Source organism: Novosphingobium album (ex Hu et al. 2023) (assembly GCF_022832385.1).
Taxonomy (GTDB): Bacteria; Pseudomonadota; Alphaproteobacteria; order Sphingomonadales; family Sphingomonadaceae; genus Novosphingobium; species Novosphingobium album.
In genome coordinates, this window is the sequence record NZ_JALHLE010000028.1 from 103,825 (window position 1) to 117,139 (window position 13,315).

A 13,315-nucleotide genomic window follows, 5' to 3' on the forward strand; every position below is an offset into this window, starting at 1 on the left:
GGTCAGCGCTTCTGGGGTAGATGCGCCATGATTGCGGCTTCCTCGGGGACGGGAAGTCGCTTGGCGAGACTTCGTGCGATCGCTTCGCGATACGCCACCGCGATCCAGAAGGCATCCGGGTATCCTTCCCAGTCCTTGCCAATCAACGTGATCCGGTCGCCGTATTGTTCGATCCGCTGGCCGTTGTAGGATACGAGGACTTCGCCTTGCGTGACGCTGAATCGCTTGTGCTCGATTGCGACGCATGCCGGATCGAAGGGAAGAATGGCCGCGGCGGCAAGCGCGCGGCCGACCATAGCGGGCGTGCTATCAATGTTGATTCCGGCCTCGGTGATGACAGGGCAGCCCCCGCCGAATTCGTCGGGACGCAGCCGGTCGCAAGTAAACGCCCACGAGAAGGCGCAAGGCAGGGCAGACTTGCAGGCCGTGAAGATGAGCTTGGCGACCTGTTCGACGCCGAAGTTACTGCCGTTGAAGCTTACTGCACAGCACCCTTCGGCGTTGGAGGTATCGATGGAGATGTCACAGTCGAAGCTGGGGAAGTTGCGATCGTCGAAGAGGTCGAGGAAGCTTCCGAAATCGTCGCCATCCTTGGGTGGAAACAAGGCGGAAAAGCGGGGTCCGAGATCGGCGTAGCTGACCTCGTCAGCCAAGTCGCTGAGCGCTTCGCTCGCGCGCTGCGCCAGGCGGACCATCTCAGCGTCCTCGGTGGACATTTCGAGGACGAACGAACTGGTAAGGTAATGATTGGCCATGTGGGTTCTCCCTGGGTTATCTGCTGGCGGGCAGATCACCCTCCCCTTCCCTCTTCTCTCTAATGGGTCCCGATCCTCCCCGGGTGAGTGCCACTCTTGGGTCGGCAGGACACTGGCCTCGGGAGGGCCGACGATGCGCCGGGCCGGATAGCGCGCGTGCCAGATGGCCCGCATAGACGGACACCGCTTTCCAGTAGGCGGCCATCGGGGCTTTGTGCCGGCGCCAGGATGTCTCGGCACGCTGGCGGGCATCCATCTGCAGGTCGATGAGAACTGCGCGAAGGGCGGACCGGCTGTCGGGGTCGAGTGTGCGAAGGCGCTCGGCAGCGGGTAGCGACAGGACGGGATTACGCACCTCGGCGCGGGTTGGACGGGCAGTCATGCCGATGCGTCCAGAGCGAAGGCAGCCTGGTCGTTGTTGACTGACAGCGCGAGCGCACCGGGTTTGGCCCAGATCTCGCGGCTCGAGAGGAAGAAGCTTTCGCCCATGTCGGCAAGGATGAGGCTTTCGCCGATCGTTTCGGCCATTCCGGTAGCGGCAGCGCCGGGGACCATATTGCCGATCCATTCACGCTTGGTGACGTCGCTACCCTCGATCAGGTCGAAGGGAGTATGGCAGCGCCAGATATCGCCTTGCTCGGTTGTTTCCTGGAAGAAGATTTCTTCGGGATCGAACAGGGACTGCAAGGCGCCGAGATCCAGCGTGGTGAACGGGCGGTGCCAGGTGCCGTCGGTGGCGATGATCCGGCAGGTCAGGCGATCGTCGGGCTTGGGCAGCGTGATCGGATCGCTGTCGAATACTGCCTCGCGCGGGTCAGCGACGGACCAGGAACCGTTGTTGTTCTTCGCATAGGCAGGGATCGCGCGCGAGGTTTGGTGCCATGCCGTCACACCGTAATGCCCTTGCGTAGAGTAGCCTTCGCGATCGGGGCGATTAAGGCAGGCGGGCCGGGGATCCGCGACGGCAAAGGCACCATCACCGGTGGTGCTGGCACCGATCACGGCGCGGGTGCTGCGATCGTAGGGCGTCACCTTGTATTTGGTGGTGGTATATCCCTTTCCCTCTGGACGCGGGTCCGCGACAGCGACGCCGCCGGCAGGGCCGCCGGGTCCGGCGACGGCCGGTGAAGCCTGATCGAAGGGAACGATGCGAAATACGTTGTTGAAGCGCGGTTTCCCGGCGATGCGCGGATCCGCGATCGAGTGGGCCCCTCCGCCGGGAAGGGATTGGCCGGATACGGTTCCCGCATTCTTGTCCCATTCGTTGACGCCGTATTGGTGGTAGGTCTGATTGGCGCTCGCGGGCGGCCGGGGATCTGCAACGCTGTAAGCGCCGTTGGTCGAAGAGCTCCGGCCAGCGACTGTCCCGGTGTGTTTTTGCCATTCGCGCACGCCCAGGACGTCGGCATTCCAACGCGTATCGACACGGGGATCGGCAACAGAGAAGCGGCCCTGCCCCGGAGCGCGGTGGGTGGTGATGACCGGCGCGGTATCGGCCCAGGCATTCACGCCCAGCGCATTTTCCCGCAGCGGCATTTCGGGCACCACGCCGAAATCCCGCAGGTTTCCATCGACCACGGATAGCTCGTTGAGAGCCCGCCAGTCCTTGCCGGCAGGCACAAGAGCAAGGCGCAGCCATGTCTTCCACTGCAGGGCGGGCACCCGGTGCATGGCGCCGGCTATGGGATCGCCGGGAAGAGGCAGTTTGCCGATGACTTCACCGACGCCGCGCAAGCGGTGTTCGCGGGGCTGGTAAATGAACGGCGGTACTTTTTCGATGTGTCGTGCTATTAGCAGTGCGCGTTTGCGGCTTTGGGCCAGGTTGCCGATGACGCCGCAATCATGCGTGTCGAGGTTTACGGAATAGCCGTAGGCGCGGAACAGCGCGGTGATCTGGTCGAGTAGCCATTTGCCGCGCGTCAGGATCCTGGGGACGTTCTCGAAGAGGATAACCGGGATCGGGTTGTCCTTATAGGCTTCCAGCATTAGCCAGACGCCGCGCAGGGTGAGGCGATTGAGCGCCTGGTACTTGTCCGTTTTGGACTGGGCGGCGGAGAGCAGCCCCGAGAAGCCCTTGCACGGCGCCGAAAGGAAAGCGACGTCGACTACCGGGCCAAAAGCCTTACGGATGTCGGCGGGGATCGCCTCCTGCCAGTCGTTCGCCGGTTCGCGGCCGTGCCACATCATGTATTGTTCGCGATCGAACAGGTCCATGACGGTGCCCTGGCAGCCGGTGATCCGCGAAAAATTGCGGATGGCGCCGGCGTCTACATCGATACCTCCGACACAAACGAAGCGGGCCAGAGTGTTGCCGACGCGGGGCGAGGCTTTGTTGAAGCCCCTCGCGCCGCCACCGATGCCACAGAACAGGTGAGCATGGCGGATTTCGCGCACGCGGGTAATCGCCCCATGATGCATGGTTCGCAGCCTTCCTGAAATGGGGGTTGAGTTATGCCGGACGAACTTCCGGCTCCGGGTCCGTCACATCACCGAGGATGATGTTGATGCCCGCGGATTTGAGTTCGCGGCAGAGTGCCGCCTTGCGCTCGTCGGAATCACCGGTGTGGCAGATGTAGCTGCAGCGAGCTTGGTGGAAGGCAAATCCGGAGCGTTTCAGGCAGCCACGAAAGCGTTGGTGGGTTCGCTGGCTCCAGTTGTAGGTGCCGGCGTAGTTGCGAAACGCGGCCACGGCATGCACGGAACCGTAGTTCTCCTCGCGCCAGCGCAGTTCGATTTGGGGCTTTGCCTTGGTCATGAGTGAGCTTCCCCCGGAATATCGACCAGACGGCTAAGTCGCGCTTGAGCGCTCTCGGCGCATTCGGGGAATGCGGCTGCGAGGTTGTTGTGGAGCGTCTCGAAGTGGGGAATCGCGAAGCGGCCGTCCGCGGCCGGCCTTGTGGTCAGCAGCGCGCCGATGACGACTTCGTCAAGCTGGGGACGCGGAATGCGGGCGACTACTCCATCATAGTCGATCGGTGGCGCCATTCCGGCATCGTGCCAGTTGTCGAGTCCGTCCTCTACCGCTTCAGCATAGGCGGAAACAGCGGTGTCGTTCTCATTATCGATCTGCAGGACGAGCGTGCGATAGGTGCCGAAATCATGCTGGTTGGGCTTGCTGGTGAGCCGGCAGCCTTCGGGGGGAAGGCCATGGATAGCGATGATAGCGATCCGGTAGGCGTCGATTTCGAAGCGGTTGACCCGTTCGAAGTCAGGGGTTTGGCCAAGCTGGGCGCACTCGGCGTTGGCCGGTGCTGCTCCGATATCGATGGTGTAGGACAAGGGAACCTCCGTCGATCCTTCATGGATCGACAAGCCCTTGCCCCCTCACCTCAAGCGCATCCGGATCTTGTATGGTAGTATTGGCGTATTCTCAGGCCGCTTCGATGTCGGTCTGGGGAAAGTCATCGCCTTTGAACAGGAGCGGCACTCCGGCGATGCGCGCGCAGGCATAAGCGAAGCAATCCCCGAAATTAAGCGCAGCTGGATGACGCGACTTGCCGTAGCGATCGTAAGCATCGATCGCCTGCTTGTGGGCTCGCGCTGGAACAGCGGTGACCTCGATGCCGGCAAGCTGGAGGAACTCCTCGACGGCCTTGTGCGCCACGGCGACCTCCAGATCGAGGATGCGCCGAACCGCAAGGGCCGACTCCCATATTGCGAGAGGCGAAGTTATGCGTATGCGTGCATTCTGGAGACGCCTGAGCAGGTCAGCGGCATCGCTTTCCCCCGCGAGGATGGCGGTGATCGCCGATGCATCGACGAACATTAAAGTTCTCCGTAAAGGTCGTCGATGAAAGCCTTGTCGGCAGCCCTGCCCGCATTTGGCCCTGCACTGGCACGCAGTGCGCGCGCGAATGCCAGGCCCTTGTCGACGAGGGTCGGCGTTTGTTCTTCGCGTTCCAGTTCGTGTTCGAGCGCTCGGCGCACCGCTTCGGTCTTGCTTACACGCTGGATCGCGGCGAGGCGCTGCGCCATGCGGTTGACCTCCTCGTCCTTGACGTAAAGAGACATCGGAATATCCTCCATTGCGTTGGGATATACTACACGGCCGGGTCTAATCCAACTGTGTCCCGACAGGGGTCATTCCGGCTCGATCGTGAAGTTCCAGCCATGGACGTGGAGCATCTCGTTCTCGCTGCGGTCGAAGGCAAGGAAGGTGGAATCGAGATCGGTGCCGGGTTCGATCAGCAGCTCAAGAGTGTGCTGGGAACAGTCCGCCACGACTGCGCGCGTATATCCGGCCTCGCGTGCTTCCGCTTCGGAGCGGATCGGCGGAGGCGTTGCCTGGATGAAGGGCTTGGCGGCCATTTGGGCCGGACCGTCGAATGTGCCGAGCGACTTGAGGCGGTCGGTTTCGAGCATAGCGCCAAGATTGTCTGGAAGGTCGGCATAGTCCGCTGCGAGGGCGATCGCTGCCGCGGCGGTGGGGAGTTCGCCGGGCGCGGTGCCGCGCCAAATGAAAATGGCCTCTTCGCCATCGATTCGTGGATGGGGCTGCATCACCTGGACGAAGAACGTCGCCAGCGGGCGATCCCATCCGATCGTAACGCTGTTGGCAACGTCTTTGCCGGGAAAGTCATATCGGCTCATGATCATGGATCTCCTGTCAATTGGTCAACATCAGGCATTCGGGTTGCCGTTGCCGCAGGTGCGCCGCCGGGCAAATTGCTCGATGCCGACCGTTCGCACTATCGGGATTGCGGGGCGGGTTTTACGGCGACAGCGCGGAAGTTTTCGGCACCGATGACTTCGCTGTCCCAAGGTCGCGCTGCGCATGGCTCGACGTGGCCGTGGTGTGTCTGGTCGTTGATCAGGGTGCGGACTTCGCGCCGGGCCTGTGCTTGAGTGAGCCATTTGGGGCAGCGGATGCGGACAACGACATCGATGGTCTTGGATGAGGTCATGGGCGACATCCTTGATAGAGTAAAATGCCTTACGCGGCGACTGTTTCAGGAATGGCTGGCGCCTGGGCAGCGGCCGCCAGCGCATGAGATTGCCTTGTGGCGCCAAGTTGCAGCTCGCGTCGGATTCGGGCGGCGAAACGCGCCGTCTTCACGAATTCACGCATGGAGGCGAAGCGCAAGCGATCGCGCGCCGCTGGTCCGCGCTTGGCGAAGTATTGAACTTCGTTGCCCTCGTGGAGCGGACCGACGCTCAGAGACACCTCGAGGTCGCACGAGCTGAGCACGACGGCGCCGGAAATCGCTGGGTCGCCGTGAAACGAGGTCACGCGATAGGAGCCTTCAGGAGTCCCGAGGGCTTTGGCAAGTCCGCGCATGGCGGTCCGGCCGTCGGCATGAAAGCGTTCTTTGGCCGCCCGGTCGTTGTTGACGCCGTGTAGTGCGAGCGAAAGCAACGCCGGGAAGCGCTCGAGTTCACCCACACGGTGGCGGCAAAGCGCGCGCAGGCTCTCATCATCGGCGCGGAATGCCATGATGCGGGCGAAGTGGCGGACGAGAAGAACGATGGCTGGATCGTGTTCAGGATCGACGCCGGCGTTGCGGCAATCTTCGATGCCCTTGCCGAGCGCGTGGAACGTCGCAGCGATCGTCGTGAGACTGCTGGGATCGAGCGCCTGTTGGTGGCGAAACGGGACGTCGTATGTCATCGTGGGGCTCCGGGACGGACCGGGCGCAATCATCGCGCCCGCCCTTCCCTTCCCCCCTCTTCTCCGGGGCTAATGGCCTTCAGGCGGCGTTGTTCCGTTCGCGGTAGATGTCGGCTGCCCATTCCTCGATCCAACCGCCGGTCACTTCATCGTGAGCGAGGTCGCCGGATTCGATGAGGGCTCGCATCTCGTCCCGGGCCTGCTCCACGGCCGCCTCCCATGGATCGGCAGGGATCGTTTTCGGGACAGGACTGGGCGCGATCGCAAGAGGACGATGGGGCTCGCTGAGGCGATCAAGCTGCGCCCCTGTCCAGCGCTCCATATGGTCTGCTGCGAGCTCGTCGGACTTGGACACGCGCCGGCGATGCGCGTCACGGCGTGCCGCGGTGCCCCAGGCCTGCGAGTCAAGCGAAGCGACGCGGTGGGCATAGGGTTGCAGGTATGGGATGGCAGAACCTTTGACACCGAAGAGGTGGAGCCGTGGTCCGGGATTGGGCAGAATCTTGTCGAGGTGTGCGACAACCGCGAGCAGGCCGTCTGGCCCATCGATGTCGCGGCGGCACATCGATCCGACGCCTACGACGGCGCCGGGAAGCATCGACCAGGCGAGGGCTTCCGCGCACCGTTCGTAGTCCTGCGGGTATCGCCCCTGCAGCACGGGCATGAACCGGTCGATGATCCCGAGGTCGGCCGCGCGTGAGCGGCATTCGCGGTTGGTGGCGACAGTTCGCGAGATCCGGTCGAGGACTTCGGCGCGATCGTTTGCGATTTCGGCCTCGCAGCAATAGTCGGCAGCCGCGAAACGACGGAAGGGATAGGACGCGGCTAGCCTCATGTAGTCGGCGATCGACCAAGGGTAACCGCCATATCTGGCCATCAGGACATATCCGGCGCTGTCCAGATCGAGGCTTTTGAGCCCATGGGCATTGTCAAGCTGGCCGGTGCGCCAGCCTTGCCATTCGCGCCAGCCACCTGAAGCGGTGCGCCATCGCGACAGGCAGTTTGCGGAAATCAGCATGGGTTGCTGCATCATGCGCGCGCGCTGCAGGATGGGCCCTTCATTGAGGTGCGGCAGGCCGACGATGACCTCGATCGTCATGGCAGGATCTCGGCGTCGAGTTCATCGAAGCTGATGACGCTGCCGCGCGCCTCGTAACGAGCTGCATCGACCAGGGCCTTGAACATGGGATCGGCGTATGTCGGGCGGGCCAGATGATCGACGCTGACAAGGGTATAGCCAAGGATACCGACTTTGCCCTCCGGCACCCAATCGGCCCAATCGCCATAGGCGGTGGTCACGACAAGCTTGCCGATGCGTGCCTCGAAGGCTTCGCGCTCACGCCTGACGTGGCTCTGGCGTCGTTCGAGGGCCTCGCTGGCATAGGCTTCCCAGCGTTCGGGTCGCCAACTCTTGACGGTACTGGTGGCGAGCGAGAGTTCGATGTCGAAGAGCGGATCTCCGGCAGCGGCAAAATCGGTCTGGAACGCCAGGATCACGAGTGACCAGTCAACGTCATGTTCGTATTCGGGTTCGTCCAGACGCAAGGCCGCAGGCATGGCGGCCTGGCGCGCTTCGGAGATGACAAAGCCGCCATGCGATGGGGTCACGACGCGCCAGATGCCGGGCAGGCGCTGGGTGGCCCTGACGGGTTTACCCCAACGGGTCATTTGGGGTGCGGGGGAGGAAGCGAATGCGGGCATGTATGTTCTCCTCGATCGTTCGCTCTCCCCTCCCCCCGCTCCCCTCATTCAGCGTCGGCGAGCGAGGCCGACATGGTCTCGACAACGGGGGCGGCGTTCGCAGTGTCGCCGGGCGCCCTCGGCGCTGTTGATGGCGCCGTGGAGGCGGGTCGCCGCCTTGGGGGCGCCTGCTTCGCGCAGGAGGCCGCGCGCACGGCGCATGAGTTTCAGGGCGTCGTCGATCTGATGCTTGGATCGCGGTGATGCGGGTTTCAGGCGGGACATCTCAAGTCCTCCTGTCTCTTGAGGGCAATGCGCACGGCGACTTCGCTGGCCGATAGATCGGCGCGCTCGATCACGCGCCAGGGCTGCATGTCGTTGCCGGGGGCGACCATGACGGCGATTCCGCCCTGCATCATGCGCTGCGCGACACGGATGGCATTCTCGCGGCTGCAGAGCCGTGCCCGCAGCGGCGAGAGGCTGGATGCCCTTCTCATGGCGGTGGCATCGTTGAAGAAGGACGGGGCGCGAAGATCGTTCGATGGACCTTCGTTTCCGGGACGATCGACCAGTCGAGGTCACGGAAATTGCGGATGCGATAGTGGCCGTGCCTGCCAACGGGGCGGAAGGTTATGGTCGCGCCGCGTTTGATGACAGTGAACTCGTCACCGGCGAAGCCATCTGTGAAGGTGATCGCCTGCGGGAATTTGACGCGCATGCCATCGACGATCTTTCGGGAACGCTTCTGCAGGCGGGCGAGGCAGCGCCGGCGCCAGTCGAGAGAATATTCGTTAGTGGTTGGCGTGAGCAGGCGAAGGATGTTCTCCGGGGCCTCAGCTTCGCAAGGGCCCATGCTTTCGCTCATGTCCTTGTACCCGAAGTGCATGGCCTCCTTGTCCCTCGGGTTCCACTTTACGAGGCAGACCATGGCGATGACCTCGGTCGGCACGCCGTTTTCGGAGTATTGCACCGCTGCGTACCAGACCCGGTTGCCGGGGCAGGACGATGCAAGAACGCGGGCGCCGCGCGCGACTCCGGTGTCGTCCGGCGCATTGATGAAGGTGAACTGGGCGTCGAGATAGGACTTGGGGGTAGCGTGCCCGCCCATGTGGTGCCTGTTCATGAAAAGCCAGCCCATGGTGATGTCTCCTGATGTGTGAGGTCATGCCGCTGCCTTCAGGGCATCGCCGGCAGGCGTATTCGCCTCGGCAAGGCTGAAAGCGCGCAGATAGTTGAAGGCTTGTTCGGCTTTGGCCGAGGCGGTGAAGATGGCGCTGTGGTCGGCGCGAAGTACCCTGACCCAATGCGCGAGGTAGCTGGCATGGCTATCGTGCAATTCGGTCGGCAGGCCGAGTTCAGCGCAAATGTAACTTGTTGTCAGTTCAGCACAAAGTTCCTCGACGCAGTAGGCATCGTCACCGAAACGCTTGCCGAACGTCCGGTTGAGACGGTCCTTGCTCCCGCTCCAATGGGCGCTTTCATGTCCTCTGGTAGAGGCGTAAGCGTCACCCGACTTGAAGCTGCCGGGATGGGGTAGCTGGATGTAGTCGCCCAGCGGGCTGTAGTAGGCTTCGTCGCCGCCATGGCGTACCCGCGCAGGAATTGCCGCGAAGAAGGTGTCGATCGCGTCCTGGCGCTGCGAAAGCAGGCTCGGTGTCGGGGGTACGTCGCGAGCGTAGTAGTAGTCGGGCAGGCCCTCGATCTCGTCTGCGTTGTAGACGATGTAGTGGCGCAGGAAGCGGATCAGCTGGCCGGTGGCCTCGCCCATCAATCCGGGTTGCCCGGCCTTGCGGAAGCTGGAGGCATAGATCGACATGGACGGATCGGCCTTGCGGCGCACTTGCGCGCCGAGTTCTTCGGCTTGTCGGGCGGTCATCCAGTAGCGGCTGCGGTATCCACGCGCGTCGGCAATCGTCCAGAGCCAGAGGCAGTTGATGCCGTTGTACGGGGTGCCTTCGTGGCGCAGTGGACGGCCGCCCTCCCCGGTCAGCGACCAGGAGCGGGTCCAGGGCGTGGTGCCGGCCTCGAGCCGGGAGACGATGGCATTGGTGACTTCGCGCGCGATGTCACGCGAATTGCGGGGAGTCTTCACGGGGTATGTCCCTTGTCCGGTGTGGCGAGAAAGGTCGCCGGTGAGCCGCACAGCCCACCGGCGGTTCATCAATCAGGTTGGAAGGACGCGCGTTATTCCGCCGCTTCGGCCCACTCGCTGACCGCATCATCGTCGCCAAAGACAGCAGGCGAACCGTCATCGACCTGCTGATCCTCGTCGCCATCGGTCGAGTCGTTGTCATCAATGGAGACACCCTCGCCGTCATCGCCGTCGTCGGGTCCAGCAAGGGCTGCGTCGATCAGGCTGGCCAGATCGTCCTCGGCTCCGTTGGTATCAGTGGGCGCATCGCCATCGTCCTGATCGGTCGACGCCTCGGCGGCGGCGAAGCGCATCGCAGCGGGAACCCAGGCCAGTGCCCTTTCCTTCACGTCGGCCTCGATCACCGCGTCTCCGGCGAACAGCTTCTCGCAGGAAGTCGAGATTTCGCCCTTCTTCTGGCTCGCATGGCGGCTCGAGAGAGCGGGCCCGCCCACTTCGTCGAGGAGCGAGAGTAGCGAGCCCTTCGGTACGCGGTCGAAGAAGTTCTCGGAGGTTGGCCGCCACCACTTGGCGACATCGACCTCGAGCAGGCCGGCCAGGTGGTTCTGCAGGGCATTCTGGCGATGGCTGTAGCTTTCCTTCGACTTGAACGACGTGGCGACCGTCCATGCTAGCCAGGCCGCCTTGACCTCATCATCAAGTGCCCGGAAGGCATCGAAACGGGCGATCATGGTTCGATGCTCCTGCCAGGAAGCGTCGAGACCTTCGCGCACTTCGGCGAGGTAGTCATGGGCGACCGATTTGGGATAGGCGTCGAAGCGGACCGGATCTTCCGGGTGCGGGGCGCGGATGGTAGTGCCGCAGGTCTCGTCCGTGCCCGTGGACTTGTCGACCATGGCGAACAGCATGTAGTCGAGCGCGAGCGCAGGGTTGGCGATCATGGATGCGCCTAGAACGTCGCGGCGCTGAACCGCAAGCTGGTCGAGGAGAACCTGGCTGAGCGCCTTCCCGCCCGGTGCGGCCTCGTCGGGCGACACTTCCTTGGTTGTGCCGGTGATGGTCCCGGTCTCGCGTTCCTCGATGCGGAAAGTCGGGGCGCGCGGGGCAGCTTCGCCCTCGATGCTGTCTTCGCCCGTGTCGCTCGCGTCCTCGCCGTCTTCATCGGGTTCGACCATGGTGACGCTGAGCGGCGTTTCGCTGTAATAGGTGTCGTCGAGTTTCATGCTGCCGTCCTGCGAGAGCGTCAGGAACAGGCCGACACGCGGGGCGAGTTCGGGAGGAAGGATCTTCTCGCGGCGACCGGCATCGCGCAGTTCGTCGCTGAGAGCATCGTGTTCAGCATCGAGGGCCTGCCAGGCTTCTTCCTCGAGTTCCTCGTTTTCCATCTCGAGGCTTACGATGCTGAGGCGTGCTTCGATCTCGCTGATGCGGGTGGCTTGGGCATCGCTAAGCGGCAGGCTCGGCAGGTTGACGCGGAACAGGTCGCGCGCGACTTCCCAGGTTGAGTTCGAGGCGACAGGGCGAATCCAGGCGAGGCCACGTTCTTCACCGATCCGCCTGGCTTCGGCTTCCATCGCCGCGGCTGCCAGCGTGTGGGCGATCTCGGGGTTGGTCCAGCGATCGCCGTTGTCGCTGAACAGGTCTCGATCGACGATGCCGCCAGCAGCAACGTAGGCTTCTTCACCGACAAGGCGCGCAATCGGATCGGTGGACTTCATGGATTCGTTGGCGATGACGCGGCGGATGGTGTCGGCGCTGGCATGGTAGCTGTTGGCGCCGTAGCTCTTCCACACCATCAGCTGGCGCTCATGGCTTTCGGTGGAGGCGTATGCCTTGGCCATGTCGAGGGTCAGCTCGCCGGACGCCAGGGCGTCGAAGATCGGCTCGGCAAGGTTTGCGAGGCGCAGGCGGCCTTCGACAAAGCGGCGGGTGATGCCGAAACGCCTGGCGACCGCGTCGATGTCGCCGCCCTGACCAAGACAGTGCTGGAAGGCGCGGCATTCGTCGGCGGGCGACATATTGAGGTGATGGAAGTTTTCAGCGAGCGAGGCTTCGGAAAGCTCGTCATTGCCGCCGCTCAGGATCAGCACGGGCACGTCGTATTCGGCCTCGTTGATGTCGCCGCGCTCAGCCAGCAACTTGAGAGCACGAAAGCGGCGGCTGCCGGCGATGACGCCGTAGGAGCCGCGCGGCTTCTTCACGGAAGTCACGACCAGGTTCTGCAGGATGCCGCGCGCGAAAATGTCGGCGGCGAACTGTTCGATCAGGTCTTCGCCGCGGGTACGCACGTTGATGTCGGACAGCACCAGCTTCGCGAGCTTGACGGTCTGGATCATGGGGAAAACACCTTTTTCTCATCGTCCGGCCAATTCACGGACACCCCTTCTCTTCCCCCTCCCCTCTCCTGACCGACCTGGCAGCCACGGCACTCTTGGTCGATCAGGAAGGATAGGGCCGGTGTCAGGAAGGCTTGAGGATCTCGGCGATGATGGCCTCGGCCTGCGCGACAGGGATGAAGATGCGGGTGCGATACTGGATGATCTCGGTGAATGCGCCGAGCGACTTGAGCCATGAAAGCTGCGATGCCGGAGCGTCTACGATCTCGACACGCGGGTTGCCGTTCACATGCGAGCGCTTGAAGGCCATCGGGAACGGGCGGGTAACTTGGACGCTGCGCCCGGCGAGGACGGCATTGGTGATCGCTTCGACGGGCATGTCTTCGCTGCTCGCAAGGCCGAGCTTGGTGAAGAGTTCGACGATGCTGTGCTCGAAGACGATACGGCCAAGCCAGCTATTGCCATTCTTATCGACGATCCGATTGACCGCGAGGTGATCGGACGGCAGCGCCGACCAGATCGGCAGCAGGAGGCCGGTTGCGAGGCGCACCGTCTCGGTGTCCAGCTGCCCGGCCGCCTCGTTGACTTCGGCCTGCCATTTCGCCCGGAAGGTGTCTTCGTCGATTTCCTCCCAGGCCGTCTCGAACAGATCCGCCTCGCGCATGGATTTGCGGCTGCAGGGTCGCTGCAGCTCGATGCGAAGGATCGGCTCGCCTTCGTCGTCCATCCAGGCGTTTGCCTTGCTACGTAGTGCAACACGGCCCGACTTGGCGTTCATGACGAATGCCGGGTTCTCGCGCCAGCGGACCATATCGAGGATGCGCTCGAGCGAAATCGGGTTTTT

Annotated in this window: 15 protein-coding genes and 1 pseudogene; all 16 read right to left on the reverse strand. The window is 63.2% G+C overall.

Going from position 1 to position 13,315, the window contains the following annotated elements; genetic code table 11:
• Positions 1 to 2: 2 nt before the first annotated feature.
• Positions 3 to 755 carry a hypothetical protein gene (locus MTR64_RS16520; RefSeq protein ID WP_243995557.1) on the reverse strand — a complete coding sequence of 251 codons (753 nt, stop codon included), beginning with the start codon at positions 753 to 755 and terminating at the stop codon, positions 3 to 5.
• A gap of 378 nt (positions 756 to 1,133) precedes the next feature.
• Positions 1,134 to 3,173 (reverse strand): DNA cytosine methyltransferase, encoded by a 2,040-nt coding sequence (locus tag MTR64_RS16525; RefSeq protein WP_098108383.1) that lies wholly within the window; start codon positions 3,171 to 3,173, stop codon positions 1,134 to 1,136.
• Between the two features lie 31 nt (positions 3,174 to 3,204).
• Positions 3,205 to 3,510, reverse strand: coding sequence for a hypothetical protein (locus MTR64_RS16530; protein WP_243995559.1), 306 nt, complete (start codon positions 3,508 to 3,510; stop codon positions 3,205 to 3,207).
• Positions 3,507 to 4,067, reverse strand: a complete 561-nt coding sequence (locus tag MTR64_RS16535; protein ID WP_419144957.1) for a hypothetical protein — start codon at positions 4,065 to 4,067, stop codon at positions 3,507 to 3,509. Before MTR64_RS16535 ends, MTR64_RS16530 begins: the two co-directional genes overlap by 4 nt.
• A gap of 58 nt (positions 4,068 to 4,125) precedes the next feature.
• Positions 4,126 to 4,521 (reverse strand): type II toxin-antitoxin system VapC family toxin, encoded by a 396-nt coding sequence (locus MTR64_RS16540; RefSeq protein WP_243995561.1) that lies wholly within the window; start codon positions 4,519 to 4,521, stop codon positions 4,126 to 4,128.
• Positions 4,521 to 4,766, reverse strand: coding sequence for a type II toxin-antitoxin system VapB family antitoxin (locus MTR64_RS16545; RefSeq protein ID WP_098108402.1), 246 nt, complete (start codon positions 4,764 to 4,766; stop codon positions 4,521 to 4,523). Before MTR64_RS16545 ends, MTR64_RS16540 begins: the two co-directional genes overlap by 1 nt.
• Positions 4,767 to 4,835: 69 nt before the next feature.
• Positions 4,836 to 5,345: a hypothetical protein gene (locus MTR64_RS16550; protein WP_243995564.1), complete on the reverse strand. Its 510-nt coding sequence runs from the start codon at positions 5,343 to 5,345 to the stop codon at positions 4,836 to 4,838.
• 98 nt (positions 5,346 to 5,443) lie between these two features.
• The gene (locus MTR64_RS16555; RefSeq protein WP_243995565.1) at positions 5,444 to 5,659 is read right to left on the reverse strand and encodes a hypothetical protein; all 216 of its coding nucleotides are present in this window, start codon (positions 5,657 to 5,659) and stop codon (positions 5,444 to 5,446) included.
• Between the two features lie 29 nt (positions 5,660 to 5,688).
• The gene (locus tag MTR64_RS16560) at positions 5,689 to 6,363 is read right to left on the reverse strand and encodes a hypothetical protein (RefSeq protein ID WP_243995567.1); all 675 of its coding nucleotides are present in this window, start codon (positions 6,361 to 6,363) and stop codon (positions 5,689 to 5,691) included.
• A gap of 79 nt (positions 6,364 to 6,442) precedes the next feature.
• Positions 6,443 to 7,462 carry a DUF7221 family queuine tRNA-ribosyltransferase-like protein gene (locus MTR64_RS16565; protein ID WP_243995569.1) on the reverse strand — a complete coding sequence of 340 codons (1,020 nt, stop codon included), beginning with the start codon at positions 7,460 to 7,462 and terminating at the stop codon, positions 6,443 to 6,445.
• The gene (locus tag MTR64_RS16570; RefSeq protein ID WP_243995571.1) at positions 7,459 to 8,064 is read right to left on the reverse strand and encodes a DUF7007 domain-containing protein; all 606 of its coding nucleotides are present in this window, start codon (positions 8,062 to 8,064) and stop codon (positions 7,459 to 7,461) included. The genes MTR64_RS16565 and MTR64_RS16570 overlap by 4 nt, the downstream gene beginning before the upstream one ends.
• A gap of 251 nt (positions 8,065 to 8,315) precedes the next feature.
• The gene (locus tag MTR64_RS16575; RefSeq protein WP_243995574.1) at positions 8,316 to 8,540 is read right to left on the reverse strand and encodes a hypothetical protein; all 225 of its coding nucleotides are present in this window, start codon (positions 8,538 to 8,540) and stop codon (positions 8,316 to 8,318) included.
• Positions 8,537 to 9,181 carry a DUF6927 domain-containing protein gene (locus MTR64_RS16580; RefSeq protein ID WP_098108375.1) on the reverse strand — a complete coding sequence of 215 codons (645 nt, stop codon included), beginning with the start codon at positions 9,179 to 9,181 and terminating at the stop codon, positions 8,537 to 8,539. The genes MTR64_RS16575 and MTR64_RS16580 overlap by 4 nt, the downstream gene beginning before the upstream one ends.
• A 24-nt stretch (positions 9,182 to 9,205) precedes the next feature.
• Positions 9,206 to 10,135 carry an ArdC family protein gene (locus tag MTR64_RS16585; RefSeq protein ID WP_098108374.1) on the reverse strand — a complete coding sequence of 310 codons (930 nt, stop codon included), beginning with the start codon at positions 10,133 to 10,135 and terminating at the stop codon, positions 9,206 to 9,208.
• 92 nt (positions 10,136 to 10,227) lie between these two features.
• Positions 10,228 to 12,471, reverse strand: coding sequence for a ParB/RepB/Spo0J family partition protein (locus MTR64_RS16590; protein ID WP_243995576.1), 2,244 nt, complete (start codon positions 12,469 to 12,471; stop codon positions 10,228 to 10,230).
• 124 nt (positions 12,472 to 12,595) lie between these two features.
• Positions 12,596 to 13,315: pseudogene (locus MTR64_RS16595) on the reverse strand (methylase); the annotation flags it as partial.

Excerpts from the sequence above, each read along its gene's own strand:
- MTR64_RS16520 (WP_243995557.1), bottom strand. The coding sequence starts at position 755 with ATGGCCAATCATTACCTTACCAGTTCGTTCGTCCTCGAAATGTCCACC.
- MTR64_RS16525 (WP_098108383.1), bottom strand. The coding sequence starts at position 3,173 with ATGCATCATGGGGCGATTACCCGCGTGCGCGAAATCCGCCATGCTCAC.
- MTR64_RS16530 (WP_243995559.1), bottom strand. The coding sequence starts at position 3,510 with ATGACCAAGGCAAAGCCCCAAATCGAACTGCGCTGGCGCGAGGAGAAC.
- MTR64_RS16540 (WP_243995561.1), bottom strand. The coding sequence starts at position 4,521 with ATGTTCGTCGATGCATCGGCGATCACCGCCATCCTCGCGGGGGAAAGC.
- MTR64_RS16545 (WP_098108402.1), bottom strand. The coding sequence starts at position 4,766 with ATGTCTCTTTACGTCAAGGACGAGGAGGTCAACCGCATGGCGCAGCGC.
- MTR64_RS16550 (WP_243995564.1), bottom strand. The coding sequence starts at position 5,345 with ATGAGCCGATATGACTTTCCCGGCAAAGACGTTGCCAACAGCGTTACG.
- MTR64_RS16555 (WP_243995565.1), bottom strand. The coding sequence starts at position 5,659 with ATGACCTCATCCAAGACCATCGATGTCGTTGTCCGCATCCGCTGCCCC.
- MTR64_RS16560 (WP_243995567.1), bottom strand. The coding sequence starts at position 6,363 with ATGACATACGACGTCCCGTTTCGCCACCAACAGGCGCTCGATCCCAGC.
- MTR64_RS16565 (WP_243995569.1), bottom strand. The coding sequence starts at position 7,462 with ATGACGATCGAGGTCATCGTCGGCCTGCCGCACCTCAATGAAGGGCCC.
- MTR64_RS16570 (WP_243995571.1), bottom strand. The coding sequence starts at position 8,064 with ATGCCCGCATTCGCTTCCTCCCCCGCACCCCAAATGACCCGTTGGGGT.
- MTR64_RS16575 (WP_243995574.1), bottom strand. The coding sequence starts at position 8,540 with ATGAGAAGGGCATCCAGCCTCTCGCCGCTGCGGGCACGGCTCTGCAGC.
- MTR64_RS16580 (WP_098108375.1), bottom strand. The coding sequence starts at position 9,181 with ATGGGCTGGCTTTTCATGAACAGGCACCACATGGGCGGGCACGCTACC.
- MTR64_RS16590 (WP_243995576.1), bottom strand. The coding sequence starts at position 12,471 with ATGATCCAGACCGTCAAGCTCGCGAAGCTGGTGCTGTCCGACATCAAC.